The sequence below is a fragment of the Rhodococcus sp. IEGM 1379 genome (assembly GCF_030056815.1).
GTDB lineage: Bacteria > Actinomycetota > Actinomycetes > Mycobacteriales > Mycobacteriaceae > Rhodococcus_F.
Window position 1 is genome coordinate 118719 of record NZ_JASHKR010000002.1, and the last position, 22439, is coordinate 141157.

At 59.3% G+C, this 22439-nt stretch carries 19 protein-coding genes and 1 pseudogene; 16 read left to right on the top strand and 4 right to left on the bottom strand.

Going from position 1 to position 22439, the window contains the following annotated elements:
* The first annotated feature begins 174 nt into the window (after positions 1-174).
* The 4 genes from QM600_RS01835 to QM600_RS01850 all read left to right on the top strand — a co-directional run bounded on the left by QM600_RS01835 (position 175) and on the right by QM600_RS01850 (position 5325).
* Positions 175-1515: a Rieske 2Fe-2S domain-containing protein gene (locus QM600_RS01835; RefSeq protein WP_283259771.1), complete on the top strand. Its 1341-nt coding sequence runs from the start codon at positions 175-177 to the stop codon at positions 1513-1515.
* Positions 1508-3025 carry a glutamine synthetase family protein gene (locus QM600_RS01840; protein WP_283259772.1) on the top strand — a complete coding sequence of 506 codons (1518 nt, stop codon included), beginning with the start codon at positions 1508-1510 and terminating at the stop codon, positions 3023-3025. Before QM600_RS01835 ends, QM600_RS01840 begins: the two co-directional genes overlap by 8 nt.
* Positions 3026-3097: 72 nt before the next feature.
* On the top strand, positions 3098-3760 hold the full coding sequence (locus QM600_RS01845) for a cyclase family protein (protein WP_283259773.1): 663 nt from the start codon (positions 3098-3100) through the stop codon (positions 3758-3760).
* A complete protein-coding gene (locus tag QM600_RS01850) occupies positions 3757-5325 on the top strand; it encodes a gamma-glutamyltransferase (RefSeq protein WP_283259774.1) in 1569 nt (522 codons plus the stop codon). The genes QM600_RS01845 and QM600_RS01850 overlap by 4 nt, the downstream gene beginning before the upstream one ends.
* On the opposite strand, the gene QM600_RS01855 is transcribed toward QM600_RS01850, so the two are convergent.
* On the bottom strand, positions 5312-5842 hold the full coding sequence (locus QM600_RS01855) for a cytidine/deoxycytidylate deaminase family protein (protein ID WP_283259775.1): 531 nt from the start codon (positions 5840-5842) through the stop codon (positions 5312-5314). The two genes, QM600_RS01850 and QM600_RS01855, sit on opposite strands and share 14 nt — an antisense overlap.
* 54 nt (positions 5843-5896) lie before the next feature.
* Between QM600_RS01855 and QM600_RS01860 the strand changes: the two genes are divergently transcribed.
* From QM600_RS01860 to solA, 11 genes and pseudogenes are all read left to right on the top strand, one after another.
* Complete coding sequence (locus tag QM600_RS01860) at positions 5897-6349, top strand: amidohydrolase family protein (RefSeq protein ID WP_283259776.1); 453 nt, start codon at positions 5897-5899, stop codon at positions 6347-6349.
* Complete coding sequence (locus QM600_RS01865; protein ID WP_283259777.1) at positions 6342-7151, top strand: ABC transporter ATP-binding protein; 810 nt, start codon at positions 6342-6344, stop codon at positions 7149-7151. Before QM600_RS01860 ends, QM600_RS01865 begins: the two co-directional genes overlap by 8 nt.
* Positions 7152-7261: 110 nt before the next feature.
* Positions 7262-8962 carry an ABC transporter substrate-binding protein gene (locus tag QM600_RS01870; RefSeq protein ID WP_283259778.1) on the top strand — a complete coding sequence of 567 codons (1701 nt, stop codon included), beginning with the start codon at positions 7262-7264 and terminating at the stop codon, positions 8960-8962.
* Positions 8959-9861, top strand: a complete 903-nt coding sequence (locus QM600_RS01875; protein ID WP_283259779.1) for an ABC transporter permease — start codon at positions 8959-8961, stop codon at positions 9859-9861. Before QM600_RS01870 ends, QM600_RS01875 begins: the two co-directional genes overlap by 4 nt.
* Complete coding sequence (locus QM600_RS01880) at positions 9861-10946, top strand: ABC transporter permease (RefSeq protein WP_283259780.1); 1086 nt, start codon at positions 9861-9863, stop codon at positions 10944-10946. The genes QM600_RS01875 and QM600_RS01880 overlap by 1 nt, the downstream gene beginning before the upstream one ends.
* Positions 10939-11802, top strand: a complete 864-nt coding sequence (locus tag QM600_RS01885) for an ATP-binding cassette domain-containing protein (protein ID WP_283259781.1) — start codon at positions 10939-10941, stop codon at positions 11800-11802. Before QM600_RS01880 ends, QM600_RS01885 begins: the two co-directional genes overlap by 8 nt.
* A gap of 43 nt (positions 11803-11845) precedes the next feature.
* Positions 11846-12616 carry an amidohydrolase family protein gene (locus QM600_RS01890; protein ID WP_283259782.1) on the top strand — a complete coding sequence of 257 codons (771 nt, stop codon included), beginning with the start codon at positions 11846-11848 and terminating at the stop codon, positions 12614-12616.
* Positions 12613-13326: pseudogene (locus QM600_RS01895) on the top strand (creatininase family protein); the annotation flags it as partial. The gene QM600_RS01890 and the pseudogene QM600_RS01895, both read left to right, overlap by 4 nt.
* Before the next feature lie 80 nt (positions 13327-13406).
* Complete coding sequence (locus QM600_RS01900; RefSeq protein ID WP_283259784.1) at positions 13407-14246, top strand: N-acyl homoserine lactonase family protein; 840 nt, start codon at positions 13407-13409, stop codon at positions 14244-14246.
* Between the two features lie 30 nt (positions 14247-14276).
* A complete protein-coding gene (locus tag QM600_RS01905) occupies positions 14277-15734 on the top strand; it encodes an aldehyde dehydrogenase family protein (RefSeq protein WP_283259785.1) in 1458 nt (485 codons plus the stop codon).
* 157 nt (positions 15735-15891) lie between these two features.
* The gene (gene solA / locus QM600_RS01910; protein WP_283259786.1) at positions 15892-18273 is read left to right on the top strand and encodes an N-methyl-L-tryptophan oxidase; all 2382 of its coding nucleotides are present in this window, start codon (positions 15892-15894) and stop codon (positions 18271-18273) included.
* Positions 18274-18351: 78 nt separating this feature from the next.
* Here solA and QM600_RS01915 read toward each other — a convergent pair whose 3' ends face one another.
* Positions 18352-19047, bottom strand: coding sequence for a GntR family transcriptional regulator (locus QM600_RS01915; protein ID WP_283259787.1), 696 nt, complete (start codon positions 19045-19047; stop codon positions 18352-18354).
* A gap of 244 nt (positions 19048-19291) precedes the next feature.
* On the opposite strand from QM600_RS01915, the gene QM600_RS01920 reads away from it, so the two are divergent.
* On the top strand, positions 19292-21241 hold the full coding sequence (locus QM600_RS01920) for a primary-amine oxidase (protein WP_283259788.1): 1950 nt from the start codon (positions 19292-19294) through the stop codon (positions 21239-21241).
* A 242-nt stretch (positions 21242-21483) separates the two neighbouring features.
* Here QM600_RS01920 and QM600_RS01925 read toward each other — a convergent pair whose 3' ends face one another.
* Together QM600_RS01925 and QM600_RS01930 are read right to left on the bottom strand one after the other, a co-directional pair.
* Positions 21484-21912, bottom strand: a complete 429-nt coding sequence (locus QM600_RS01925) for a VOC family protein (protein WP_283259789.1) — start codon at positions 21910-21912, stop codon at positions 21484-21486.
* Positions 21913-21952: 40 nt separating this feature from the next.
* A complete protein-coding gene (locus tag QM600_RS01930) occupies positions 21953-22438 on the bottom strand; it encodes an SRPBCC family protein (protein ID WP_283259790.1) in 486 nt (161 codons plus the stop codon).
* Between the last annotated feature and the right edge of the window lies 1 nt (position 22439).

Genomic DNA, 22439 nt, shown 5'->3' on the forward strand with positions numbered 1-22439 from the left:
CAGAATAGGATTGGATCCTATCTTTGTCTATTTATATCCAATTATGCGTCCCGCGTACCTGGTGAATCTGATTGGACGGAGAAGATTTCGGCTGCCCGGGTTTGCGCTTCCGAGAAGGTGTGGAATATTGGATACAACTTAGAGTCAATCGGATACTTAATTGGAGGCTTGTCCATGCTCAAGAAGGAAGACAACGAGCGGCTGACCAGGACTGGTCCCGATGCTCCCCTTGGCCGGATGATGCGTGCGTACTGGCAGCCGGTCGCGCTCGTATCCGAGATGCCCACCGAGCGGCCGGTGAAGGCAGTGCGACTGATGAGCGAAGACCTGGTCCTGTTTCGAACCCTTGACGGGGGCTGGAGTCTGCTCAGTAGGTTCTGTGCACATCGCGGTGTCGATCTGTCATTCGGTCGGCTCGAAGACGGTGGCCTGCGCTGCCTCTATCACGGCTGGCTCTACGGGGCGGACGGGCAGTGTCTCGAGCAGCCTGCCGAGCCGGAACATAGTCGCTTCGCCTCGAAGATCAAGATTTCCAGCTATCCGTGCGAAGAGCGCAACGGAATCATCTTCGGGTACCTCGGTGCCGGGAATCCACCGCCATTCCCGGACTACGACTGTTTCACGGCCCCTGAGGAATACACTTTCGCGTTCAAAGGACTCTGGGAATGCAACTGGCTGCAGGGACTCGAAGGCGGTATCGACCCCAGTCACGTGTCCTTCTTGCATCGATTTGTCGGCGAAGATCCGCGTGAAGCATACGGACAGCAGTTCAGTGAGATCGTAGACGGCACAGGGGAGAAGCTGTCCAAACTCGTCGCGGACTCATACCGTCCGGACATCGAGGTAGAGCAAGTTGATCACGGTTTGCGGGTGTTGGCGGTGCGAGCACTCACCGAGGAAATCAAGCACGTACGAGTAACCAATCTGATGTTTCCCAACGCTTTTGTCGTCCCGTTCGGAAACAGCAAGGTGTTCTGTCAATGGCATGTGCCCATTGACGACCACACACACCAATGGTTCATGATCTTCTACGACTTCGCGGAGCCGACGGACCAAGAGACTTTGCTGGCTCAGCGGCTTGCCGAGGTTACCCTGCCGGACTACCGCCCAATTCGGAACCGCTCCAATAACTGGGGATTCGACGCGCAGGAGCAGCGCAACCTCACCTATACGGGGATGGGGCTCGACATCAACGTGCACGATCAGTGGGCCGTCGAGAGCATGGGAAGCATTCAGGATCGAACGGTCGAGAGGCTCGGCATCTCGGATCGAGCCGTGACTGCAAACCGTCGACTCCTGCTGCGTGCTCTCGAAGCTTTCGAAGCAGGCTCACCGACGCCCGCGCTGGCGGTGGACTCCGAATCTGCTGCCGCTCTGCGAGGTCCGAGCGCTGTAGACACCATCGCTCCGGCCGAGGGGTGGGAAGAGCATTGGCGAGATCGGGAGAAGGAACGACGGACACAATCACCGTGGGCTGCAGATCTGGTGGATTCGTCGGTAGATCGCCATGCGTAGTGTCGACACCCGACCGCTCGCCGGTGGGGGTAATGGTGCTCGTCCGATGCTCGCCGCCGACCGCGGCGGATTTGTCGACCGACATGGGCTGTGGACGGATAAGCAATACGCTGCAGCGGCGCAAATCCGCAGAGTGATGGATGAAGTGGGAATCGAACTGGTTCGATTTGCGTTCGTCGATCAGCACGGAGTGCTGCGAGGAAAGACGATCACACGTGATGCCGTGCCGGGTGTGCTGCGTTCCGGTGTAACGGCGCCGAGTTCGCTGATGCTCAAGGACACGTCCGGACGCTCTGCCTTCGAGGTGTTTTCCGGCGAGACGGGAGTCGGTGTCGACGGGTTCTCGGGCGCGGGCGATATCGTTCTCGTTCCGGATCCGTCGACTTTCAGGGTTCTGCCATGGGCCCCACGCACCGGGTGGATATTGTGCGATTTACGTTTTCCCGACGGGAGACCGGTTCCGTTCTGTCCACGGTCGATCTTGCGAGGTCAACTGGATCGTCTGGCCGCGCACGGATTTGAACTCACCGCCGGGCCTGAACTCGAGTTTCACGTTTTCAAGGCAACTGACGGGGCCATGACGCTGGAAAGGACCAATGTTCCTGGTGCGCCGGGCAAGCCGGCCGAAGTGGAGGCAACGAGTGCGGGGTCGCAATTGTTGCACGAGGAATCTCTGGATACTCTCGACGAGGTAGTGCAACTCCTGCACGACGGACTGACCCGACTGGATTTACCGCTGCGCTCGATCGAAATGGAATTCGGTCCAAGTCAGATGGAGATCACTCTTGCGCCGACCGACGCCATGCAGACGGCGGACAATGTCGTTCTTGCTCGGTCGGCGATCCGGCAAATATGCCGTCGCAACGGGTATCACGCGACATTCATGGCGAAACCGGTCGGTGCCGCCGTGGCTTCGACGGGGTGGCATCTGCACCAGTCTCTGCGACGCCTCGACAACGGTACACCGGTATTCCCTGGTGGTGACGGCGATAGTGTGCTCTCGAGCGTCGGATCGCACTATCTTGCAGGACTCCTCGAGCATGCTTCTGCTGCAACAGCATTCAGTACGCCAACGGTCAACGGGTACAAGCGGTATGCGCCGTACTCGCTGGCGCCCGACGCGATCGTGTGGGGCCTGGACAACAAAGGTGCGATGGTGCGGGTAGTCGGTCGGTGCGGCGATCCGAATACCCGTTTGGAGAATCGGTCGGGGGAACCTGCGGCAAATCCGTACTTCTACTTGGCGGCTCAGGTGATCAGTGGGCTCGACGGAATCGTGCGCGGTCTACATCCGGGTGCGCCGACGAATGATCCGTACGAACCAGGGGCGCAGCGATTGCCCCGGAGTCTCGGCGCCGCAATCGATGCACTGGAGGCGGACGAGGTGTTCCGTGCTGCGCTGGGAACTGAAGTCGTGGAATGGTATTCCACGATCAAGCGTGCGGAGTTCGCGCGATATCTCGGCTACGTCTCGGACTGGGAACAGCGCGAGTACTTCGGTCTCTTCTAGCTATTTCTGTCGCCGACCGACACATGGGTCACGCAGAGTAGTGCACTGCAGTGCAGTGCAATTCAACATACAATGAGCCCTCGGCTCGATTCGGAAGCAGGAACTGTGGAAATCTTCGACATCACTCTCCCCATCCATCCCGACATGCTGCACTGGGGTAAGAAGCCCGAGATCACTACCGTCGAATCCATCGCTGCCGGCGACGCGTCCAATGTCACTCGCTGGTTGATCGGTGCGCACACCGGCACACACGTCGACGCGCCACTGCATTTCAAGGACGGCGAACTCCCCGTGGACAAGATCGATCTCGATATTCTGGTCGGTCCGGCAGTGGTACTGGATCTCACGAACATCGAGGGTCAGGTCGGTGCTGCCGAGTTGGAGGCTGCTGGGCTCGGCGACGCAGAACGCGTCATTCTCAAGACAGTCAACTCGACAACCGCATTGCGAGCCCTGGAGAAGCCCACGGAATGGGTCGGACTTTCACCGGACGGCGCGGAGCTCCTACGAACTCGAGGTGTCAAGATCGTCGCCATCGACTATCTGACTCTCGAATCGCCGGAGAACACCGTTGAGTGGGATACGCATCATGCACTGCTGCCCAACGGGATCATCATTCTCGAAGGTCTTGACCTCAGCGAGATCGAGCCAGGCCCCTACGAATTGGTATGTCTGCCGATGAAGTTGCAGGACAGCGAGGCGGCTCCGGCTCGCACCGTCCTCATCCGGCGATGAGTGACGTGTTGCAGGTAGCGATCGCCGCTCCCCATCACGCGGCCACAGCCGCGGCGGAGCGGGCGGTAGCCGCGGGCGGAAACGCATTCGATGCGGCGTTGGCAGCGGCGGCCGTGCTGACTGTCGTCTACCCGCATCAGTGCGCACTCGGCGGAGACCTGATTGCCGTCGTGCGCGAACCCGGGATGAAACCACGTGCGATCCTTTCCGCGGGAGCGTGCGCAGCCGGCATGGACGTGGACGCCGTGCGAGACTCGCATGATCGCATGCCTGGTCGTGGACCGCTGTCCGTAACGGTTCCCGGAATTGTTGCTGGATGGCAGGCGATTGCTGATTGTGGTGCAGCATTACCACTTTCGTCAGCCTTCGGTGAAGCGGCCGAGATGGCAGAACGTGGGGTAGATGTCTCTGCCGGTTTGCACCGGGCATTGAACGCGAACGCCGATGTCTTGCGCGCTGATGACGGTGCTCGACAGCTCTTCTTCAAGGACAGCGGTGTTGTTTTCGGCGTCGGCGACCAGCTGGTGCAGGCGGCGCTCGGCCGAACATTGCGTATTCTTGCCCGTTCACCTCGGGATTTCTACGAGGGCGAAGTGGCGGATCGCCTTGTCGACGGGTTGAGGACTCTGGGAAGTCCGCTGCGGACTTCGGATTTCGCGGCACATCGAGCCCAGATCACCGAGGCAGTGCAGTGGCAGAACGGCGGCGTGGATTGGTTTGTTGCTCCGGCACCAAGTCAAGGCGCAGCGCTACTGGCAGTTCTCGGAGAATCTTCCGAAGTTACCGATTCGCAGTTACTTTCGCGCAGCATTCGAGTATCCCGAGTTCGAGATGCGATACTTGCGGATCCGGCTGTGGTGGATGTCGATATCTCTCGGTTCTTCGATGCAGCAGACGGCAGAGTCCGGATTGCATCATCTACGAGTCCGGGCATGCCCAAGCCACAGGGCGACACCGTTGCCGTGACCGCAGTGGATTCCGACGGGCGAGCGGTAACCCTGGTGCAGAGCGTCTATCAGAGCTTTGGATCGGGAATCGTGGAGCCGGTGACCGGTGTACTTTTGCACAGCCGTGGATCGGCATTCTCCTTGGACAGTGGCCACCCGGCGATGCTGCGCCCGGGAACGCGCCCACCACATACCTTGAGCCCGGTCATCGCACTCGGCAGAGGCGAGGTCGACCCGCTGGTCTTGGCGCTCGGATGCCAAGGTGGACGCGCGCAGCCGTGGATCCTGGCGCAGGTTGCAGCAGCAGTCGCTGATCCCCGAAGTGGCGATCTGGCCGAGGTTTTGGGACGCAACCGATGGGTATTCGGCGGCGTCGACATCGGTTGCGACCAACCAACTGTGGTGACGGAAGACACGGCGATGCAGCTGTCGTTGGCCGAGGCCGCCAAAACCGAGGGATTCGAGGTTTCGGCTCGAGGTGCGAGATGGGATGAAGCGGGTCACGTGCAGGTTGCTCGGTTGAGCAATGGGGTGCTGCACGCGGCCTCTGATCCGCGGGCCGATGGCATGTCGGTTGTCGCGCAGGCTGCCGACGTGGGTGGGGCTACCAGTCCCTGAGGTTCTTTCCCGGCAAGAGATCTCGGATGAGGATGCGCCGAGCGTGTCCACCGGCGATTGTCGGCGAGCCGGAGAACCCGCGTTCGGTCTCGGGCTCCGTCGTATGCAGGGTCGGCTGGAGACTGGTTGTGCCCCAGTCGTATACATAACCCCAGGAATTGGGAGCGTAGTCGAACAGCAACTCTCGGCATACGCCGCACGGTGCGATTGTACGAACAGTCGCACCGTGTTCATCCGGTCGATAGAGCACTGCGATTACGGTATCGATCTCGTCCGAGAGTGGCACAGTCGAATCGCTTCCGATCAGAACGGCGCCCAGGGCCATGCCTTCGGCGCAGATCGAGGACCGGCCTGCGGATCCTGCGATGTGTACCCCGGTGTGAATGGCGCCGGAGTTGGTACGGATTGCAGCGGCGACCTCGTGTCGACCGGTTCGATATGTCCGAGCCAGAGTTTCGAGGGCAGCGTCCCAGAGTTCCGCATCGCGAGACTCGAGACCATCAGGATACAATTTCATAGACTTAGGATCCCAACAATGTCGAGTGCTGGCAACTCGGGGAAGGTATGGCCGATGAGTGGATCCATGCTGCTGACCAATGCCCGGGTTGTCGACGGAACTGGAGCGGTGCCGCATACCGGCTGGGAACTGTTGATCGAGAATGGCCGGATCGTTCGGTCCGCGCCATCGGGAACCATTCTCAGGGGCACGATTTCGGATCCGGATCGACTTTTCGTGATCGATCTTGCCGGCGCGTCGGTGCTGCCCGGATTCATCGACGCGCACACGCACATGACGGCGGTTCCCGGTGGCAACAAAGTGGATATGTTGACCGAGCCCGAGTCTTTGAAGATCCTGCGAGCAGTGCCGTTTCTACGCGATACGTTGGCGACGGGTGTTACCACGGTGCGCGATCCGCTCGAGCATCCGAGTTGTCTCGCTGAGCCTGGTGATATCGCACTGGTGCTGCAGTCGGGAGTCGTTGTCGGGGGACATACACACGTCAAGGAAGGCAGAAATGACTGAACCGAGCACGCACACATATCCGATCATGAACGTGGATGACGTCCATATCGTCTATCCAGGAGCATCTTTTGGTTCCAAGACGCACGCGGTACGCGGTATCACCCTTGAAGTCGTGAAGGGGGAGACCTTGGGGTTGGTGGGTGAATCCGGTTCCGGTAAGTCCAGTCTGGCTCGTGCGATGGCCGGGCTGGAGAAGGTCCATGCAGGTTCCATTTCGTACTTGGGTCAGCCGCTGCCGTCGAACCTTCGGTTGCCTCGAAGCACTCGCCTGGATCTACAGATGGTCTTCCAGGACCCGGGCAGTGCACTCAACCGGCGCAGACGCATCGGCAGCGCGCTCGCCGATGCTCTCGGTGTTCGAACCGGTAAGGCCGGGTCGTCCGATGCTGTGGCCACTCTGCTGGAATCGGTCGGATTGCCAGCGTCGTTTGCGCACCGATATCCGTCGGAGGCTTCCGGCGGTCAGTTGCAACGGGTGGTCATAGCGAGGGCGCTTGCCGCGCAGCCACAGGTTCTTATTGCCGATGAACCCGTATCCGCTCTTGACGTGTCGGTTCAGGCGCAGGTCCTCGATTTGTTGGTCGAGCTTCGGGCTCGGTTGGAGTTGACGATCGTGTTCGTCTCCCACGATCTGGGTGTCGTTCGACATATGTGTGACCGAATTGCTGTGATGCGCAACGGGTTGCTGGTTGAAATCGGAGATGCCGAACAGGTAGTGACCGTTCCCTCTGACCCGTATACACAGATGTTGCTCGACGCGGTTCCCGATCTCGACGAGTTCACTCACGTTACGGCGAATTGAAGAATCGCATCCTGCGTAACACCCCTGTTAACAAGTGGATGCGTTAAGGCATCTATTGGATCCAACCTGCTACGTTCGACACAGCGATCCGGTGAATGGGAGAAACTCAGATGACGTTTTCGAAGTGGCGTGACAACGAAAATCGTGGGGACAACGGCGAATTGATCGTCCCCGTGCGTATGACGCGTAGAGGATTCATGGTCAATGCCGGCGTCGTCGGGTTGGGCACCATGGGGGTTGGTGCGTTCCTGACGGCATGTGGGCAGAATCCCGACTCCAGCGGCGCGAATGCGAATATGGCGGAGATTCGCAAAGGTGGAACGCTGACCTTCGCGATCGACGGCACAAATGGCACAGTGGATCCCGCCGTGTATACGACGTTGGGAGACTGGCTTGCGGTCGATACGATTTGCAGCGGACTGACACGTTTCGACTTCGTCAACCCTGAAATGCAGCTCGATCTTGCGTCTGCGGTCGATACGTCGGCCGATGGTCTGACGGTGACGTTCACGATGCGGGAAGGGGTCACATTCCACGACGGTTCCTTCCTTACTGCGCAGGACTGCGTTCGAACCTTCAATCGTCAACTTGTCGACGGTGATCCAGCCTTGCCTCCGGCCTCGTCGCGTCCGATGCGCGGTTCGACGGCTCGAAACATTCGTGAGGTGGTCGCGGTGGACGATCGCACCTTCGCGGTGCGCTTGATTCGGCCTGACCTGATTCTGCCGGCTCGACTTTCGGATATCTCGACCCGCATTCTCTCGGCGAAGTCGATTGAGCAGTACGGTGTGGACGTCGGACAGCACCTCATCGGTACCGGACCATTCAAGCTCGCGAAACTTACTCCCCAGCAGTCGATTACGCTAGAAGCATTCGATGGGTACTGGGGTGGATCCCCTGTCCTCGACCGATTGGTTCTACAGCAGGTCTCGGATGCATCCTCGCTGAATGCCGGACTGCAATCTGGTCAAGTCAATGCGTCGTCGTTCGTCGTGCATTCGGCGGCAGAGTCGCTGGGTAAGAATCCGAAGGTGACGGTGTACGACACTCCGAACCGCGTCAACATTTTCATGATGATGAATGTCACCAAGGGAGTGCTCAGCGACCTGAATGTTCGTAAAGCAGTCAACATGTGCATCGATCGTTCGCAGATCGTGAAGAACGCCTTCTCCGGATTTGGCGAGGAGCCAACGGGATACACACTCAGCCCGACAGACATCGGATACAACTCCGACCTCGCGAGTATCTCGAAGCGCGATCTCGAGGCGGCAAAGGCTCTAGTCGCCGCTGCGGGCGCGACGGGCAAGGAAGTCGGTTTCATCGCTCAGAACAACAACTGGTATCCGCGAGCCGCGCAGATCGTGGAAGAGAACTTGAAGGCGATCGGATTGGTGCCGAAGGTGGAACTCCTTGATCCAGGGGCATTTTCCAGCCGATTCTTCGACATCGGAAATCATGAGTTGGCGATGTGGGAACGGAATGGATACATCCCCGATCCGGACGACAAGACGGGAACCATGCTGGGGTCGGCGAGTAGCTATGCGAATCGAGCAACAGGACACGCGACGCTCGACCCCGCCGTGATGGCCGAGATCGACGATCTCTTGTACCAAGCGCGGCAAACTACCGACGTCAGCGTGCGAACCGACCTGTACACCCGGGCTCAGACCCTTTTTGCGGACAAGTTCATGGCGATCGCGATGATTGCGTACACGCGAAACATCGTGGCTTCCAACGGCGCCGCCGAGATCGGTGCCGAGCCGCTCGGCAGTCAGCGCGCGCAGCTTGCGACAGCGGCTCTGACGGCATGAGTGCGATCGGCGATGCCGAGTCGTTCGGTGTGCGGGAACCTGCCTCGCAGAAGAGTTTCCAGGCATTGCGCATGGGCTTCGGCCGTCGGCGCATGCTGCGCAAGCCGTTGGCTTGGTTTTCCTGGGGCACGCTGGCGACCTACATTGTCGTGCTGTTGATCGGGCCGATGCTGATCAGTGCTGATCCGCTGGCACAGGATTCGGAGTCCTTTCTACCGATCGGCAGTTCCGGGCACCTGATGGGCACGGATGAACTCGGTCGAGATCTCCTGGCGAGGCTGCTGGCCGGCGGACAGCCCCTGTTGATGGTCTGTGTCGGGAGTGCGGTACTGGCGGGTGTGATCGGTACTGCAGCGGGGATGTTCGCCGGCTATCTCGGTGGCGCGGCGGATTCGGTGGTGATGAGGACGATGGATGTTGTGTTGGCGTTTCCACTGGTCTTGGTCGCGATCTTGATGGTCGCACTGCTCGGCGGCGGAGTCGGAAACATGATCGTGGCCATCACGGTGTCGCAGGTCCCGTACTTCGCGCGACTGGCACGTAACTTGACGCTCGCTGAGCGAGGACAAGACTATATTCGTTCTGCGAAGGCGCTCGGTTTCCGAGGTCCCCGAATCGTGGTCCTCGAGGTTCTTCCGAATATCTCCGGCCAGCTTCTGGTGCAAGCAACTTCGACGATCGCGGTAACTGCCGGACTGTCGTCTGCGCTGTCGTATCTGGGGCTCGGGCAGGACGCGAGTGCCCCCGACTGGGGTTACATGGTTCGGTCGGGGCAAGAGTTCATCTTCGCGTATCCGATGCTGTGCCTTATTCCGGGATTGTTGATCACTCTCTTCGCAGTGGCAGCCAACCTCTCCGGTGACGACTTGCGTGATGCGCTCGATATCGAAGGACGATGATGAGTACTGCTGAGGCGGTGAAACTTACACCGTACGAATACACAACTGTCGAGCCGAGTGGACTGCAGAGGCTGATGGGATCTGCAGTGGTGCGTCGACTGTTGATGGTGCCGGTAATCGGTTTGGTGGTGGCGGTGATCGTGTTCTTCGTCGCCCATATGCTGCCGGGCGACCCGGTAGATCAGTTGACGAGTTCCGATGCCGGCATCACAGCAGAGGAGATCGAAGGCGTTCGCGCCAGTCTCGGGTTGGATGCCTCTCTTCCCGTGCAGTTTTGGAATTATCTGACCGGTATCTTCACCGGCGATCTCGGTGATTCCTTCTACTCGGGGCGCAGCGTAGCGAGTTCGTTGGCGGACGCAGTCCCGGCAACCATCGAGTTGGCCTTCGCGGCGGTGATCCTGACGACGTTGATGGGCATTACGACCGGCATCATCGCGGCTCGAACCAAGGGCAGCTGGGTGGACAGCATCATTCGGGTCGGCTCGACAATCGGATTCAGCTTGCCGTGGTTCGTCGTGGCGTTGGTCGCGATCATTGTCTTCGGTGTCGAACTTGGTTGGCTGCCGATCCTCGGTCGCCTGCCGTCGAGCATCGACTACGAGCCGACTACCGGATTCATTCTCGTAGATGCCGTGTTGCAGAACAACTACGGATTGATCGGCCCATGGTTGATGCATTTGATACTGCCGGCTTTCACACTGGCCGCGACGAGTGCAGGTTTTCTCACACGCGTGACCCGCGCGGCATTTCTCGACTCGCGATCTCAGGCTTTCGTCAGGACCGCTCGAATGAAGGGTTTGTCGGAGCGCGATATCGAAGTCAAACACATCCTGCGAAATGCTTCGGTTCCGATCCTGACGACGAGTGGACTGCAGTTGGGTGGGCTTCTCGGAGGGGCAGTCATCACCGAAGCTGTGTTCTCCTACCCAGGTGTCGGCAGCTTGCTGGTCGAGGCGGTCGATCGACGGGACTACTTCTTGCTTCAAGGCGCTGCGCTTGCGATCGCGCTGTTGTTCACCCTGGTCAACGCAATTGTCGATCTGGCAATGCTGAGTGTGGATCCGAGGTTGCGTCGTGGATAGAGAAGTATCGGTAGTCGATGCCGCAGGTTCGAGCCCCGACCCGGTCATGAGGGTCGCTGGTTTGCGTGTCACCTTCGCGACCGATCATGGACCGGTAGTGGCCGTGGACGGAGTGGATCTCGATCTCTACCCGGGGCGGATACATGCGCTCGTGGGTGAATCCGGATCGGGCAAGTCCGTGTCCGGTTCGACGATGATGGGATTAACTCACGGCCCGGGGACGACGATCGAAGGATCTGTCGAGTTCGGTGGACTGAATCTCCTTGGCGCCGAAGAGAAAACGATGCGTCGACTGCGCGGACGTGATTTGTCGATGGTGTTCCAGGATCCGATGCGGAGTCTGAACCCCATGCACCGAGTCGGACGGCAAATCGCGGAGACCTTGGAGGTCAATGCAGGACTGTCACGCCGTGAGGCGGCCGATCGAGCAGTCGAGATGCTTGCCGCGGTGGGTATTCGGGATCCGAAGAAGGCTGCCAGGTCCTATCCACACGAGTTTTCGGGTGGTATGCGGCAACGGGTGATGATTGCGATCGCCTTGGCCTGCGAGCCGCGGGTACTGGTCGCGGACGAGCCGACAACCGCGCTGGATGTCACTATCCAGGCGCAAATCCTGACGCTGATAGCGGAGATGGCGCGTTCGATGAACACTGCCGTTCTGTTGATCACCCACGATCTGGGAGTGGTCGGAAAGTATGCGGACACGGTGAGTGTGATGAATCGCGGAAAGATCCTCGAATACGGGAATTGTGCTGCGGTACTGCAAAATCCGCAGGATCCGTACACCAAGAGACTGATGGCCGCGATACCGCGACTGCGTGGCCCCAAACGGAAGTTCCTCTCTGCGTCGACGTAATTCTGAATTGTTCAGTGATATTTCGAAGGGAAAATGTAGCTTTATGATTATCGATGCTTACAACACTACGCAGGATGTCCGTGGTCGATCGGACTATCTGACCGGTGTACGGCGAGGCGAGACGCCCCCGCCGTACGCTCCGTTCGACGTGAGTCGTTTGATCGACCGGATGGATGCCGCCGGCGTGGACAAAGCGATGGTGTGTTCTCTTGCCCAGCGCATTGAAAACGACTTTCTCATCGATCTTGTTGCGCAGCAGCCCGATCGACTCTTCGGATTCGGGCAGGTCATGCCACAGGCGGACGATGCGATCGAGGAGGTACAGCGCCTCGCGGCAGCTGGGCTGCCGGGACTGAAGCTACATCCGTCTATGCATGGATACATGGTTTCCGATCACGGTCTGCTGGATCCGATCTTTCAAGCCTGTGCGGATGCGGGAATGATCGTTCTCGTTAATGCCTTGGACGATGCATTCTGTTCTCCGTTCGCGATCGAGGAAGTTGCCAAGTATTTTCCGGAGGTCCCGACGATCATCGCCCATATGGGGGCGGTGTGGAACGTCCCGGATGCCATCACTGTTGCCGAGCGTAATCCGAATATCTATCTCGACACGTCAGCGACACTCCTCTCGGATGTCAAGCGTGCCTACGGGCGATTGGGTCCGGACAAGATCTTGATGGGCACGGAATGGCCCGGTAGCGATTTCGATCTCGAACGCTTCAAGATCAAGAAGGCTATTCCTGATGCTGCGGACCGTGCGAAGGTGGAGGGTCTGAACATGGCCAAGCTGCTCGAGCTCGAGGTGTCGGTATGACGGACAGCGGTGCGCGGCTGTACAACCCCCTTGTCGAACCCGAATTGGTGACGCAGTACGGCGGCAGCGGCAAACCGGTCCAATGGGAACGGCTGACGGCACCGGAGTGCGCGCACGTGGTCGAACGAACCGATGCGGTCTTGATTCCTTTGGGCGCCACTGAACAACACGGACCCCACCTGGGTCTGTGTGTGGACGGCGAGATCGCCCATCATGTGTGTCTGGGCGTTTCAGCACTGACGGGGGTGCCGGTGGTACCTCCATTGGTCTACGGAGTCTCCGGTTCCCACGGCAATTTGCCGGGGACTTTGACATTGAGGCCGGAGACGATGATCTCGGTGCTCGAGGACATCGTGGATTCGCTGTACTCCCTCGGGGTTCGACAGTTCGTTTTCGTGAATGCACACACCTGGAACGCCGGCCCGATGGAGGTAGCGGCGGACAAATTGCGGGTGAAGTACTCCGACGCGCGAGTTCGGTGCATCTTCTACGTCACGATGTACCCGGGACCGGAGGTCGACGGAAAAGTCACCTACGGGCGAGGATTGATGCACGCCAACTACTTCGAGACGTCGTTGATGCTACATATCGATCCCGAGGTGGTGCATATGGATCGTGCGGAGTCGCTCGAGGACCGTGACACGTTCTGGGACTACCGAACTGATCAAGTGAGCAAGAGTGGAGTCTGGGGTCGCGAGGTCGAGTTGGCTACGGCTGAGAACGGGGAACGCGAAATGGCTCGCTGTATCCGAACCACAGCCAAGGCAGTTTTCGATGCGGTCGCAGAGCCTTGGCCGCAACCCCGATAGGCATTGGCGCTCAGCCGCTTCTGGAACTGGACTCGCTCCCCGTCGCCCTCCACCATTTTGTACTCGGCTATGAACCAATCGCGGAGTCGATGTCCATGGAAGGTGGATCGCGTACGACATTTCTTCTCGAACCGGTGACGGCTGCGGCGGTCGAGTACCAGAACGGGGATTGGATCCTGCTCGACACCGGATTCAATGTTGACGTCATCCGTGACCCGGCGCGTAGGGCTTCCGTCTTCAACTACGAGAGTTACACGGCGGTCGTGCCTCCGGGGGACCCGCTGCTCGATCAGACAGAAGCTGCCGGCCTGGTGTGGTCGAAGCTGGTGGGCGCCGCCATGTCGCACCTCCACCTTGATCACTCCGGGGGGCTCAGGCACTTCGTCGACGGCCCGCCGGTGTTTGTCCAGCGTCGAGAATGGGAGTTCGCGAATACGGTAGCGACGCTGAGCCACTGTTACTTTCGCGATGACTACCAGATTGACGGATTAACCGTGGTGACAGTCGACGGTGACACCGTGCTTGCACCTGGTTTGAAGGCTGTCGATACTCCAGGGCACACACCAGGACATCAGTCCTTCGCGGTCTCTCTCGGGACCAGGACAATCGTCCTCGCCTTCGACGCCGCGGATCTGCGCGAGAACATACTCGAGCGTCGCCGCCCCGGATGGATGGTTGATGCGAATTACAGCACCGCCGCGCAGTATTCGATCGATCGCTTGGCGGACATGGAGCAGGAGTCGGGTACCGAGGTGTGGCCGGGACATGATCCGAACTGGTGGTCATGGCAGAGGCCGGGGAAAGTCTCCGTGTACTCGTGATGTCGACCGAAAATACAAAGGAGATCAAACATGACTGCACCGTCGTTGCCGACATTGCCAGCCGAGGAGAAGCTGTTCCTGGGTGGTGAGTGGATTGCATCGGACGGCCGTGAACTGTTCGATGTCATCGATCCATCGAACGGAAAGGTTTTGACACAAGCGATTTCTGCGACATCCGAGGACGTCCAAGCCGCTGTCACAGCCGCACACTCAGCCCATGTGGATGCGCGGTGGCGTGGGCTTGATCCGATGGAACGGTCACGAATACTGACGAGAATCGCTGACCTGATCGAGGATCGAGTCGAGGAACTCGCAGTTCTCGAGACCCTCGACAACGGTAAGCCCATCGAGCGCTCGAGGGCCGATACGTTGATGAGTGCCAGGACATTCCGGCATTTCGCCGGCGCACCCTCGCGGTTGACGGGGACGACGGTGCCCGTGGACGGAGGCAATCACCATGTTTACACCACCAGAGAACCCGTTGGAGTTGTCGCACTGATCCTGCCGTGGAATTTCCCGATTATGACGGGTTGTTTCAAACTTGCTCCTGCGCTTGCCGCGGGATGCACTGTCGTGGTCAAGCCCGCAGAGCAGACTCCGTTGACAATGCTGCGAATCGCCGGCATCTGCGAAGAGGCCGGGGTTCCACCTGGCGTTGTGAATGTCCTGACCGGAGACGGCACCGTCGGGGCACAGTTGGTAGAGCATCCGTCGGTGGCAAAAGTATCTTTCACGGGGTCCACCGACGTGGGTCGACTGGTAATGGCGGCAGCAGCGCCGACCAGCAAACGACTGACCCTGGAATTGGGCGGCAAGAGCCCCAACATTGTCTTCGAGGATGCCGACCTGGACGCCGCTGTGCTGACGGCAATGCGTGCCTCCTTTGGGCATTCGGGTCAGATGTGCACTGCGGGGAGTCGTTTGCTGGTGCAGCGGACAATTCTGGACGAGATGATCGAACGTTTGTCCGCGGCTGTACGGAATGTATCCCTGGGTAACGGTCTCGATGGGGGTGTGACTGTGGGACCGTTGGTTTCGGCGGAGCAGCGTGAACAAGTGTTGCGGTACATCGAGATCGGAAAGGAAGAGGGCGCCGTTGTCGCGGTGGGCGGCGGGGTGCCTGATCGGCCAGGATATTTCGTGGAACCGACATTGTTTACCGGCGTGGACAATTCGATGACCATTGCACGGGAAGAGATTTTCGGTCCGGTTGTCGGTGTCATAGCCTTCGACACCGAACTCGATGCATTGGCTATCGCCAATGACACCTCGTACGGACTGGCGGCAGGCGTGTGGACCAACGATCTCGCACGTGCGCACAGAATGGCCGCCGGGTTGTCGGTGGGTACCGTCTGGGTGAATACCTACAACGTCTTCGATCCGGCATTGCCGTTCGGCGGGCGGGGCGATTCGGGCCTCGGTCGCGATCTCGGAGATGAAGCGCTGCACGGTTTTTGCGAGTCGAAGAGTGTTGTCATCCGACTCTAATCTGTCTCGCTCAAGAGCCCCCGAAGCGTCTCGGTGTTTCGGGGGTTTTTGCATCCCACGACCTAATATGTGTCCATCTGTGGTCAGATTGGATACAAACTGTTAGTGTAAGGATCCTAGAACTGTGGGGATCGTTCCCCTGGAGGAGTTGAATGCGATGACATCGGGATTTGTGGACACCGCTGCGATCGACGTGGCGACTGAGCGTGCAGAGACACCCGGTTGGGCAGGTTCCCATCACCTCAACGCTGCAGGAGCTGCATTGCCAACGGCCGCAGTCCTTTCGGCTGTCGAATCTCACTTGAGACTGGAGTCGAGGCTCGGCGGCTACGAAGCTGACGCGCTGGTCCGCGATCGAATCGATGCCGTGTACGGCCTGGCTGCTGGGCTTCTCGGGGCAGACGAGACGGACATCGCACTGATGCAGAGCGCTACTACCGGCTGGCAACGGATCATCGAGGCATTACGGCTGGGTGCCGGCGACCGGGTCCTGGTGTCACGGTCCACTTACGTGAGCTCCGCAATCAACCTTCTCGAGTTGGAGAAGTCTCTTGGAATAGTCGTAGAAATCATTCCCTCCGATGACAGTGGGCGAATAGATCTCGAGCGTCTGGAACAAGCGCTGGAGCGCCCGGCCCGTTTGGTTACTGTTGCGCATGTGCCCACCTCTTCCGGGCTGATCGAACCGGTTGACGAGGTCGGCGCTCTGTGTCGGTCCAGAGGAGTGCTGTTCCTCCTTGATGCCACTCAGTCCGTCGGCCAACTGCCGGTTGACGTTCGGACCATCGGCTGTGACATTCTGGTTGCAACAGGGCGGAAGTTTTTGCGGGGACCGCGAGGAACCGGACTCTTGTACGTCTCGCCTACCGTTCGTGAATCGTTGAGGCCGTTGTCGCCGGACGTTCGCGGCGCGGAATGGAGTAGTGCGAAGACCTTTGAATTGGACTCGAGTGCAAAGCGATTCGAAACCTGGGAGGCGCCTCATGCGTTGCAGCTCGGGTTCGGAGTTGCACTGGCGCAGGCACAAGCGACCGGAATCGAGGTGGTGGCCGCTCACGTGGAAGGTTTAGCGAGTCGGATGCGGTCCAGGTTGTCGGCAATCAAGGGCGTGACCGTCGTGGATCCGCCTGCTTCGGGTGGCGGAATCGTCACGTTCATCGTCTCCGGTCAGGATCCGCGGGAGACGAAGGAAGTCCTTCGGCGCAAAGGCATTCGTGTCGTGGCCGTGCCTGCATCGCACGGTCAGTGGGATCTGGGGCATCGAGGGCTCGAATGCGTGGTTCGGGCATCGGTGCACGTCTACAACGATACTGACGACCTGGACGCACTCGAGGCAGCACTGCTCTCTAGTGCCGGTGGGCCGGTTGTTGTGAACAAGTCTTCATCTCTCGGTAGTACGGCTCGAGGTACGTCGGTTGTCGAACGGGTCGAGCATACCGATGTTGTTGTTGTCGGAGGTGGGATATACGGCAGTTCCACTGCGTGGCATTTGGCTCGTCGCGGGCTGAGGGTTGTCAATCTGGAGCAGTTCGGGGGAATGCACAGTGAGGGTTCCTCCCACGGCCGTACGCGAATGATTCGTCGGGCGTACCCGAATCCGATCTGGTATCCCCTGGTGGACAAGGCATACGAGGCCTGGGCGGATGTGGAAGAGCAGAGTGACTCCAGGTTGATCACCACCACCGGTGGTCTGTATGCGCGTGCTATCGATGCCGACAGTGGACTTGACGGACCGAATTGCGAACTACTCGAACATGATCAGGCAGCACAGCTGTTTCCGGGGTTGGTGTTGGGATCAGGTTTCCGAGCTCTATACGATCCGGCGGCCGGTGTGATCGACGCGGAGAACGCTCTGGCGCAACTGCGAATTCTTGGTTGGCGCAGTGGAGTCGACCGGCGTGAGTCGAGCCGAGTCGTCAAGATCGAGACGGACGGCGATGGCGCGATTGTGACCACGACAGCAGGTCGGATCCGGGCTGATCGTGTGGTGGTGTGTGCGGGCCCCTGGACGTCGTCTCTGTTGCCGGAATTCGAATCTCTTCTCGATGTCGTCCGGATCGTCAACATTCATGTCGATTCTGCGAAACCGGAACTACTTTCGCCTCCCGGACTCGGCGTGTTCTCGGTGGAGGTACCAGGGGTGGGATTGCTGTACGGTATTCCGGCGATCGGCGGGAGCGGGGTCAAAGTTGGGCTGGATCATGGCCCGGCCGATGATCTTTCTGTTCCTCGCAGATCGCCTACAGAAGTCGAGATCGAAACCTTGCACGCGCTGGTTCGACGCTTTCTTCCCGCCGCGGACGGTGCGGTGGAAGAGGCGCTGTCATGCCGCTACACGATGGCTCCACAGAATCGTTTTGCAGTCGGGGCGTTGCCGGGAAGGCCCCAAATCTTGGTTGGAGCAGCATGTTCGGGACACGGCTTCAAGTTCGGTCCCGCGATCGGAGCTGCCTTGGCGGACATGGCGACGGGTATCGCGAGGCCGGATCTCGATTTCATCTCGCCCGGAGCGATGCTGGCGACTGATGCGTTGAGTTGAGGAGGTGGGTGGTTCCGCCAAGTGCGCGGCACCACCCACCTTTTCGATGGTGTTGAGTTGGTTTCAGTCCTTGTGCTTTCAGCCCTTGTACACAGTGTCCGATCGACGCTCGTACCATCGAGCTAATTGCTCGCCGGCATTGAGCACGTGCGCCCTCATTTCATTGCGGGCGGTCTCCTTGTCGCCGGCAGCGAGTGCTTCGACAATCCGTTCGTGTTCGCGGATGTTGTCCTCGCGGTGCCGTGAGTTATCTTGGAGTACAAGGGCAGAGACGTTGCGGGGGTAGTTGGAGTTCAGTTCGCCGATAACCTTGGCAAGTCGCTCGTTGCCTGCAGCCTGATGAATCAGCAGATGGAATCGATCATTTGCCGGTGTGGTGGCGGAGGGTGCATCTTCGGTCGTCGGATTGCTCTGAGCCTCGCGCAGAGTCTGGTTCGCTTCACGGAGTTCGTCAAGTGTTCGATCCGTGATGTAGTCGACTGCCCGTTCGCAGGCGAGTCCTTCTAATTCGGCTCGGACTTCGTAGGCCTCGCGGACCTCCCATGGCACGGGAACCCGGACGACGGCACCACGATTGGGCACGATGTCGATCAGTCCTCCGGCTTGGAGCTGGCGAAGAGCTTCGCGTACCGGAGTGCGGCTGACACCGAGAGTTTTGGCGAGCTCGGCTTGCCCGAGTTGCGCTCCGATAGGGATCTCGCCGGACATGATCTGAGCGCGAATCGCCTCAGCAGTGCTGTCCACGAGTGCATTGTCGCTGTCGTTCTTGGTCATGTTCATCGGCGACCTTTCGGCGTCTACCTGCGGAACCGGCGGCGCTTCGCCCCCCGTCGATTATCGGATCCAACCTAACCCAAATTGTATATCTCTGTGGCGAATTGCGACTAATCAATGGAGTGCATCTTGACACCGGTTGGGCATCTAATGCGAAACTGGATGCATCATGTGTAATATTGTATCCAATTTGAACCGCTGATCTATTGATTAGGCGGTCCATGTCCGACAGACAGGAGTGCCAGTGAGTATCTACGCACCGACGCAGGCGTCGGCCCCCGCAACTACGTACAGGTTGGATCCATTGAGTCCAGCCGAGATCGAGTCGGCGGTTGCTGCGGTACGTGCCGACGCGCGCGTCGGCGATCGGGTCCGATTCTGGGGAGCCACTCTCGACGAGAGTCACGCGCGACGGGCGCCGGATGATTCCGGCCACGCACGAAAAGTCGGGCTGGTGGTGATGGACTACGGCGCGGCCAAGGCCTGGGAAGTCGATGTGCTCCTGAAGGACGTCCCGGTATGCGTCGACTGGCGGTCGATCGACTCGCGTAGGCCCGGCATTACGTCGGAGGAGGCAAGAGCTGCCGCTGCGGCCTGCCGATCGGATCCTGCATTCAAGGCTGCGCTGGCCAAGCGTGGAATCCACGATGTTTCATTGGTCATGGTTGACGCAGAGTCGATGGGAGGCTTCGAGACCGAACGATACAAAGATCGCCGAGTCACGTGGGGAACCGTCTGGCATCGAGTGAACGAGGGCGACAACGGATACGCTCGCCCGGTCCAAGGTGTCGTGCCGATCATCGACATGGAGACGATGGAGATTCTCGAGGTCGAGGATCACGGTGTCGTACCGATGTCGGATGAGCACGGGAATTTCGAGTCCGGTGCCTGGGGGCCGGATCGAAGCGGCCTCGCACCCCTCGAAGTTGTTCAGCCGGAAGGTACCAGCTTCGATGTGGACGGCTGGAAGGTCAGCTGGCAAGGCTGGGAGTTCCGCGTCGGATTCACTCATCGAGAAGGGCTGGTCCTGTACGACTTGACCTTTTTCGGACGGTCGATTCTCAAGCGCGCGGCGTGCAATGAAATGTATGTCCCCTACTTGGATTCCAATGCGACTCAATACCGCAAGAACTTCTTCGACTGGGGCGAGTACGGTGCAGGTCCGCTGACTAATTCCCTTGCGCTGGGCTGTGATTGCCTCGGAGTGATCCACTATTTCGATGTGGCAGTGCTCGGTGGTGACGGGTCCGCTCGAGAGATCCCACAAGCCATCTGCATGCATGAGGAAGACAACAGCATCCTGTGGAAGCATATGGATCTGCGGCGCGATGTCGGTGAGGTTCGACGAGCGAGAAAACTCATCATCTCGAACTTTCAGACCGTCGCGAACTATGACTACGGCTTCTACTGGTCACTTCATCAGGACGGAAAGATCGAACTCGAGGTCAAACTAACCGGAATCATGTCGGCTTCGGGAATTGAAGACGGTGAATCAGCGCCCTACGGGCGCGTTGTCTCGAAGAACGTACAGACTCCGAATCATCAGCACTACTTCGGAATTCGCCTGGATGCTGCCGTCGACGGAGCGCTCAACCGGCTCGTCGAAGAGCATGCCGAAACAGAATCGGATCCCGAACTCGATCCGTATGGCAATGCTGTTCGAACCGTCAGGGTCCCACTGACACGAGAAGTCGATGCCGCGCAGAAGACCAACCCGTCGACAGGTAGACATTGGCGTGTGGAGAGTGCCGACGCGAAGAACCGGTACGGCGAGCCGACGGCATATCGTCTGACCTTGCCCAATACGACGAGTTCGTTCTGCAAGCCGGACAGCGTCATGGCTCGTCGTGCGCCGTTCATTCACAACCATTTGTGGGCAACGCCATACGAACCGAAGGAGCAATTCATCGGTGGGCAGTACCCCAATCACGCTGAACCGGGTGAGGATGGCGTGCACGTGTGGCAGCAGCAGAATCGTTCGATCGACGGAGCGGAACTTGTTTTGTGGCCGGTTCTGGGAACCTTTCACTTTCCGAAACCGGAGCAGTGGCCGGTTATGCCGGTCGATCACATCGGCTTCGTCTTCGAGCCCGATGGGTTCTTCGATCGCAACCCTGCCCTCGACATCCCGAAGCCGCAGAAGAGTCAGGGCAGTCCAGCTACCCCGGCAAGCGGTTGCTGTTCCTCCGAGTGAGGCGGACTGCGTGCTGAACCGGTGAGTTGATCGATTGGTTGATTCCCTCGATTGGCACATGCTGATCGAGGGAATTGCAGAAACATCAAGGACGCCAGTGGTGCCCAGCGCGATTGATTGCGCCCAGAGTGGGTCATTGCTCGACGCGCATCTTGTCGTCCTGCGGGGCGGGAGATTGGAGTGTCCCGCATTAGGACCTGTGTGGCGTATGCCCGCGAATTATTTCGTCTGCAAGGCGGCCTCTAGGCGCCGAAACGATCTCGATAGTCCTTTGGAATGAGCGGCTTTTCGCCGCGCACCTTCAATTGCTGCACGGCCCAGGTGTTTCCGTCGGGATCGGCGAAACCGAAGAAGGTACCGCCGTCACGCTCGTCGAAAACAGTGACCTCGCTGGCGTCGACGCCTCGGTCGATGAGTTCTGCCCTTGCCACCGCCGCATCGGCGACTACGAGTTGAAGCCCCTTCAAAGATCCCGGTGCCATCTCGGTCTGCGACGGGAGATTGCCGATGACTATCGAACAACCCGAACCGGGCGGGGTGAGTTGGGCGACCGTCATGTGCTCGTTCACCGTGTGGTGATCGAGGTTGAAGCCGATCTGATCCCGGTAGAACGCGATGGAGCGTTCGAGATCGCTGACGGGAACAATGACAACTTCGAGGGTCCAGTCCATGAGAGTGCCTTTCGCAGTGAGTGTTCGGTCGTACAGTCGATCAGAGTTGCGTGACGATCTTGTCCAGGCGCTCGTAACCTTCACGGACACCGAGTTCCATGTTGCTCGCAATCATGCCGTCACGCGCTTCGAGGCTCGGATACACGGAGTGTCCGGAGAGGCGAGTACGGCCGTTGCCGAGGTCTTCGAACGTCATGGATTCGATGCTGACGACATCGGGGAAGCCTTCGTATTCGAAAGTTTGGATGACAAATTCATTGTCTCGAACCACGTGAAACACTCCGTTGAACCGGTACTCCTCACCCTCAGGATTGTGGTGGATGTACTTGTATCGGCCGCCACTCGCGAAGGTGTACTCCTCGACTTCCATCTCGTATCCGTTGGGCCCGAGCCACTGCTTGACCAGGTTGGGATCCGAATGGGCCAGGAACACCGCACTGACAGGTGCGTCGAACTCGCGGGTGATGTCGATAAACGGCAATCCCTCGGGAGCCGTGATGACGACGGGGTTGGTGGTGGTACCCATG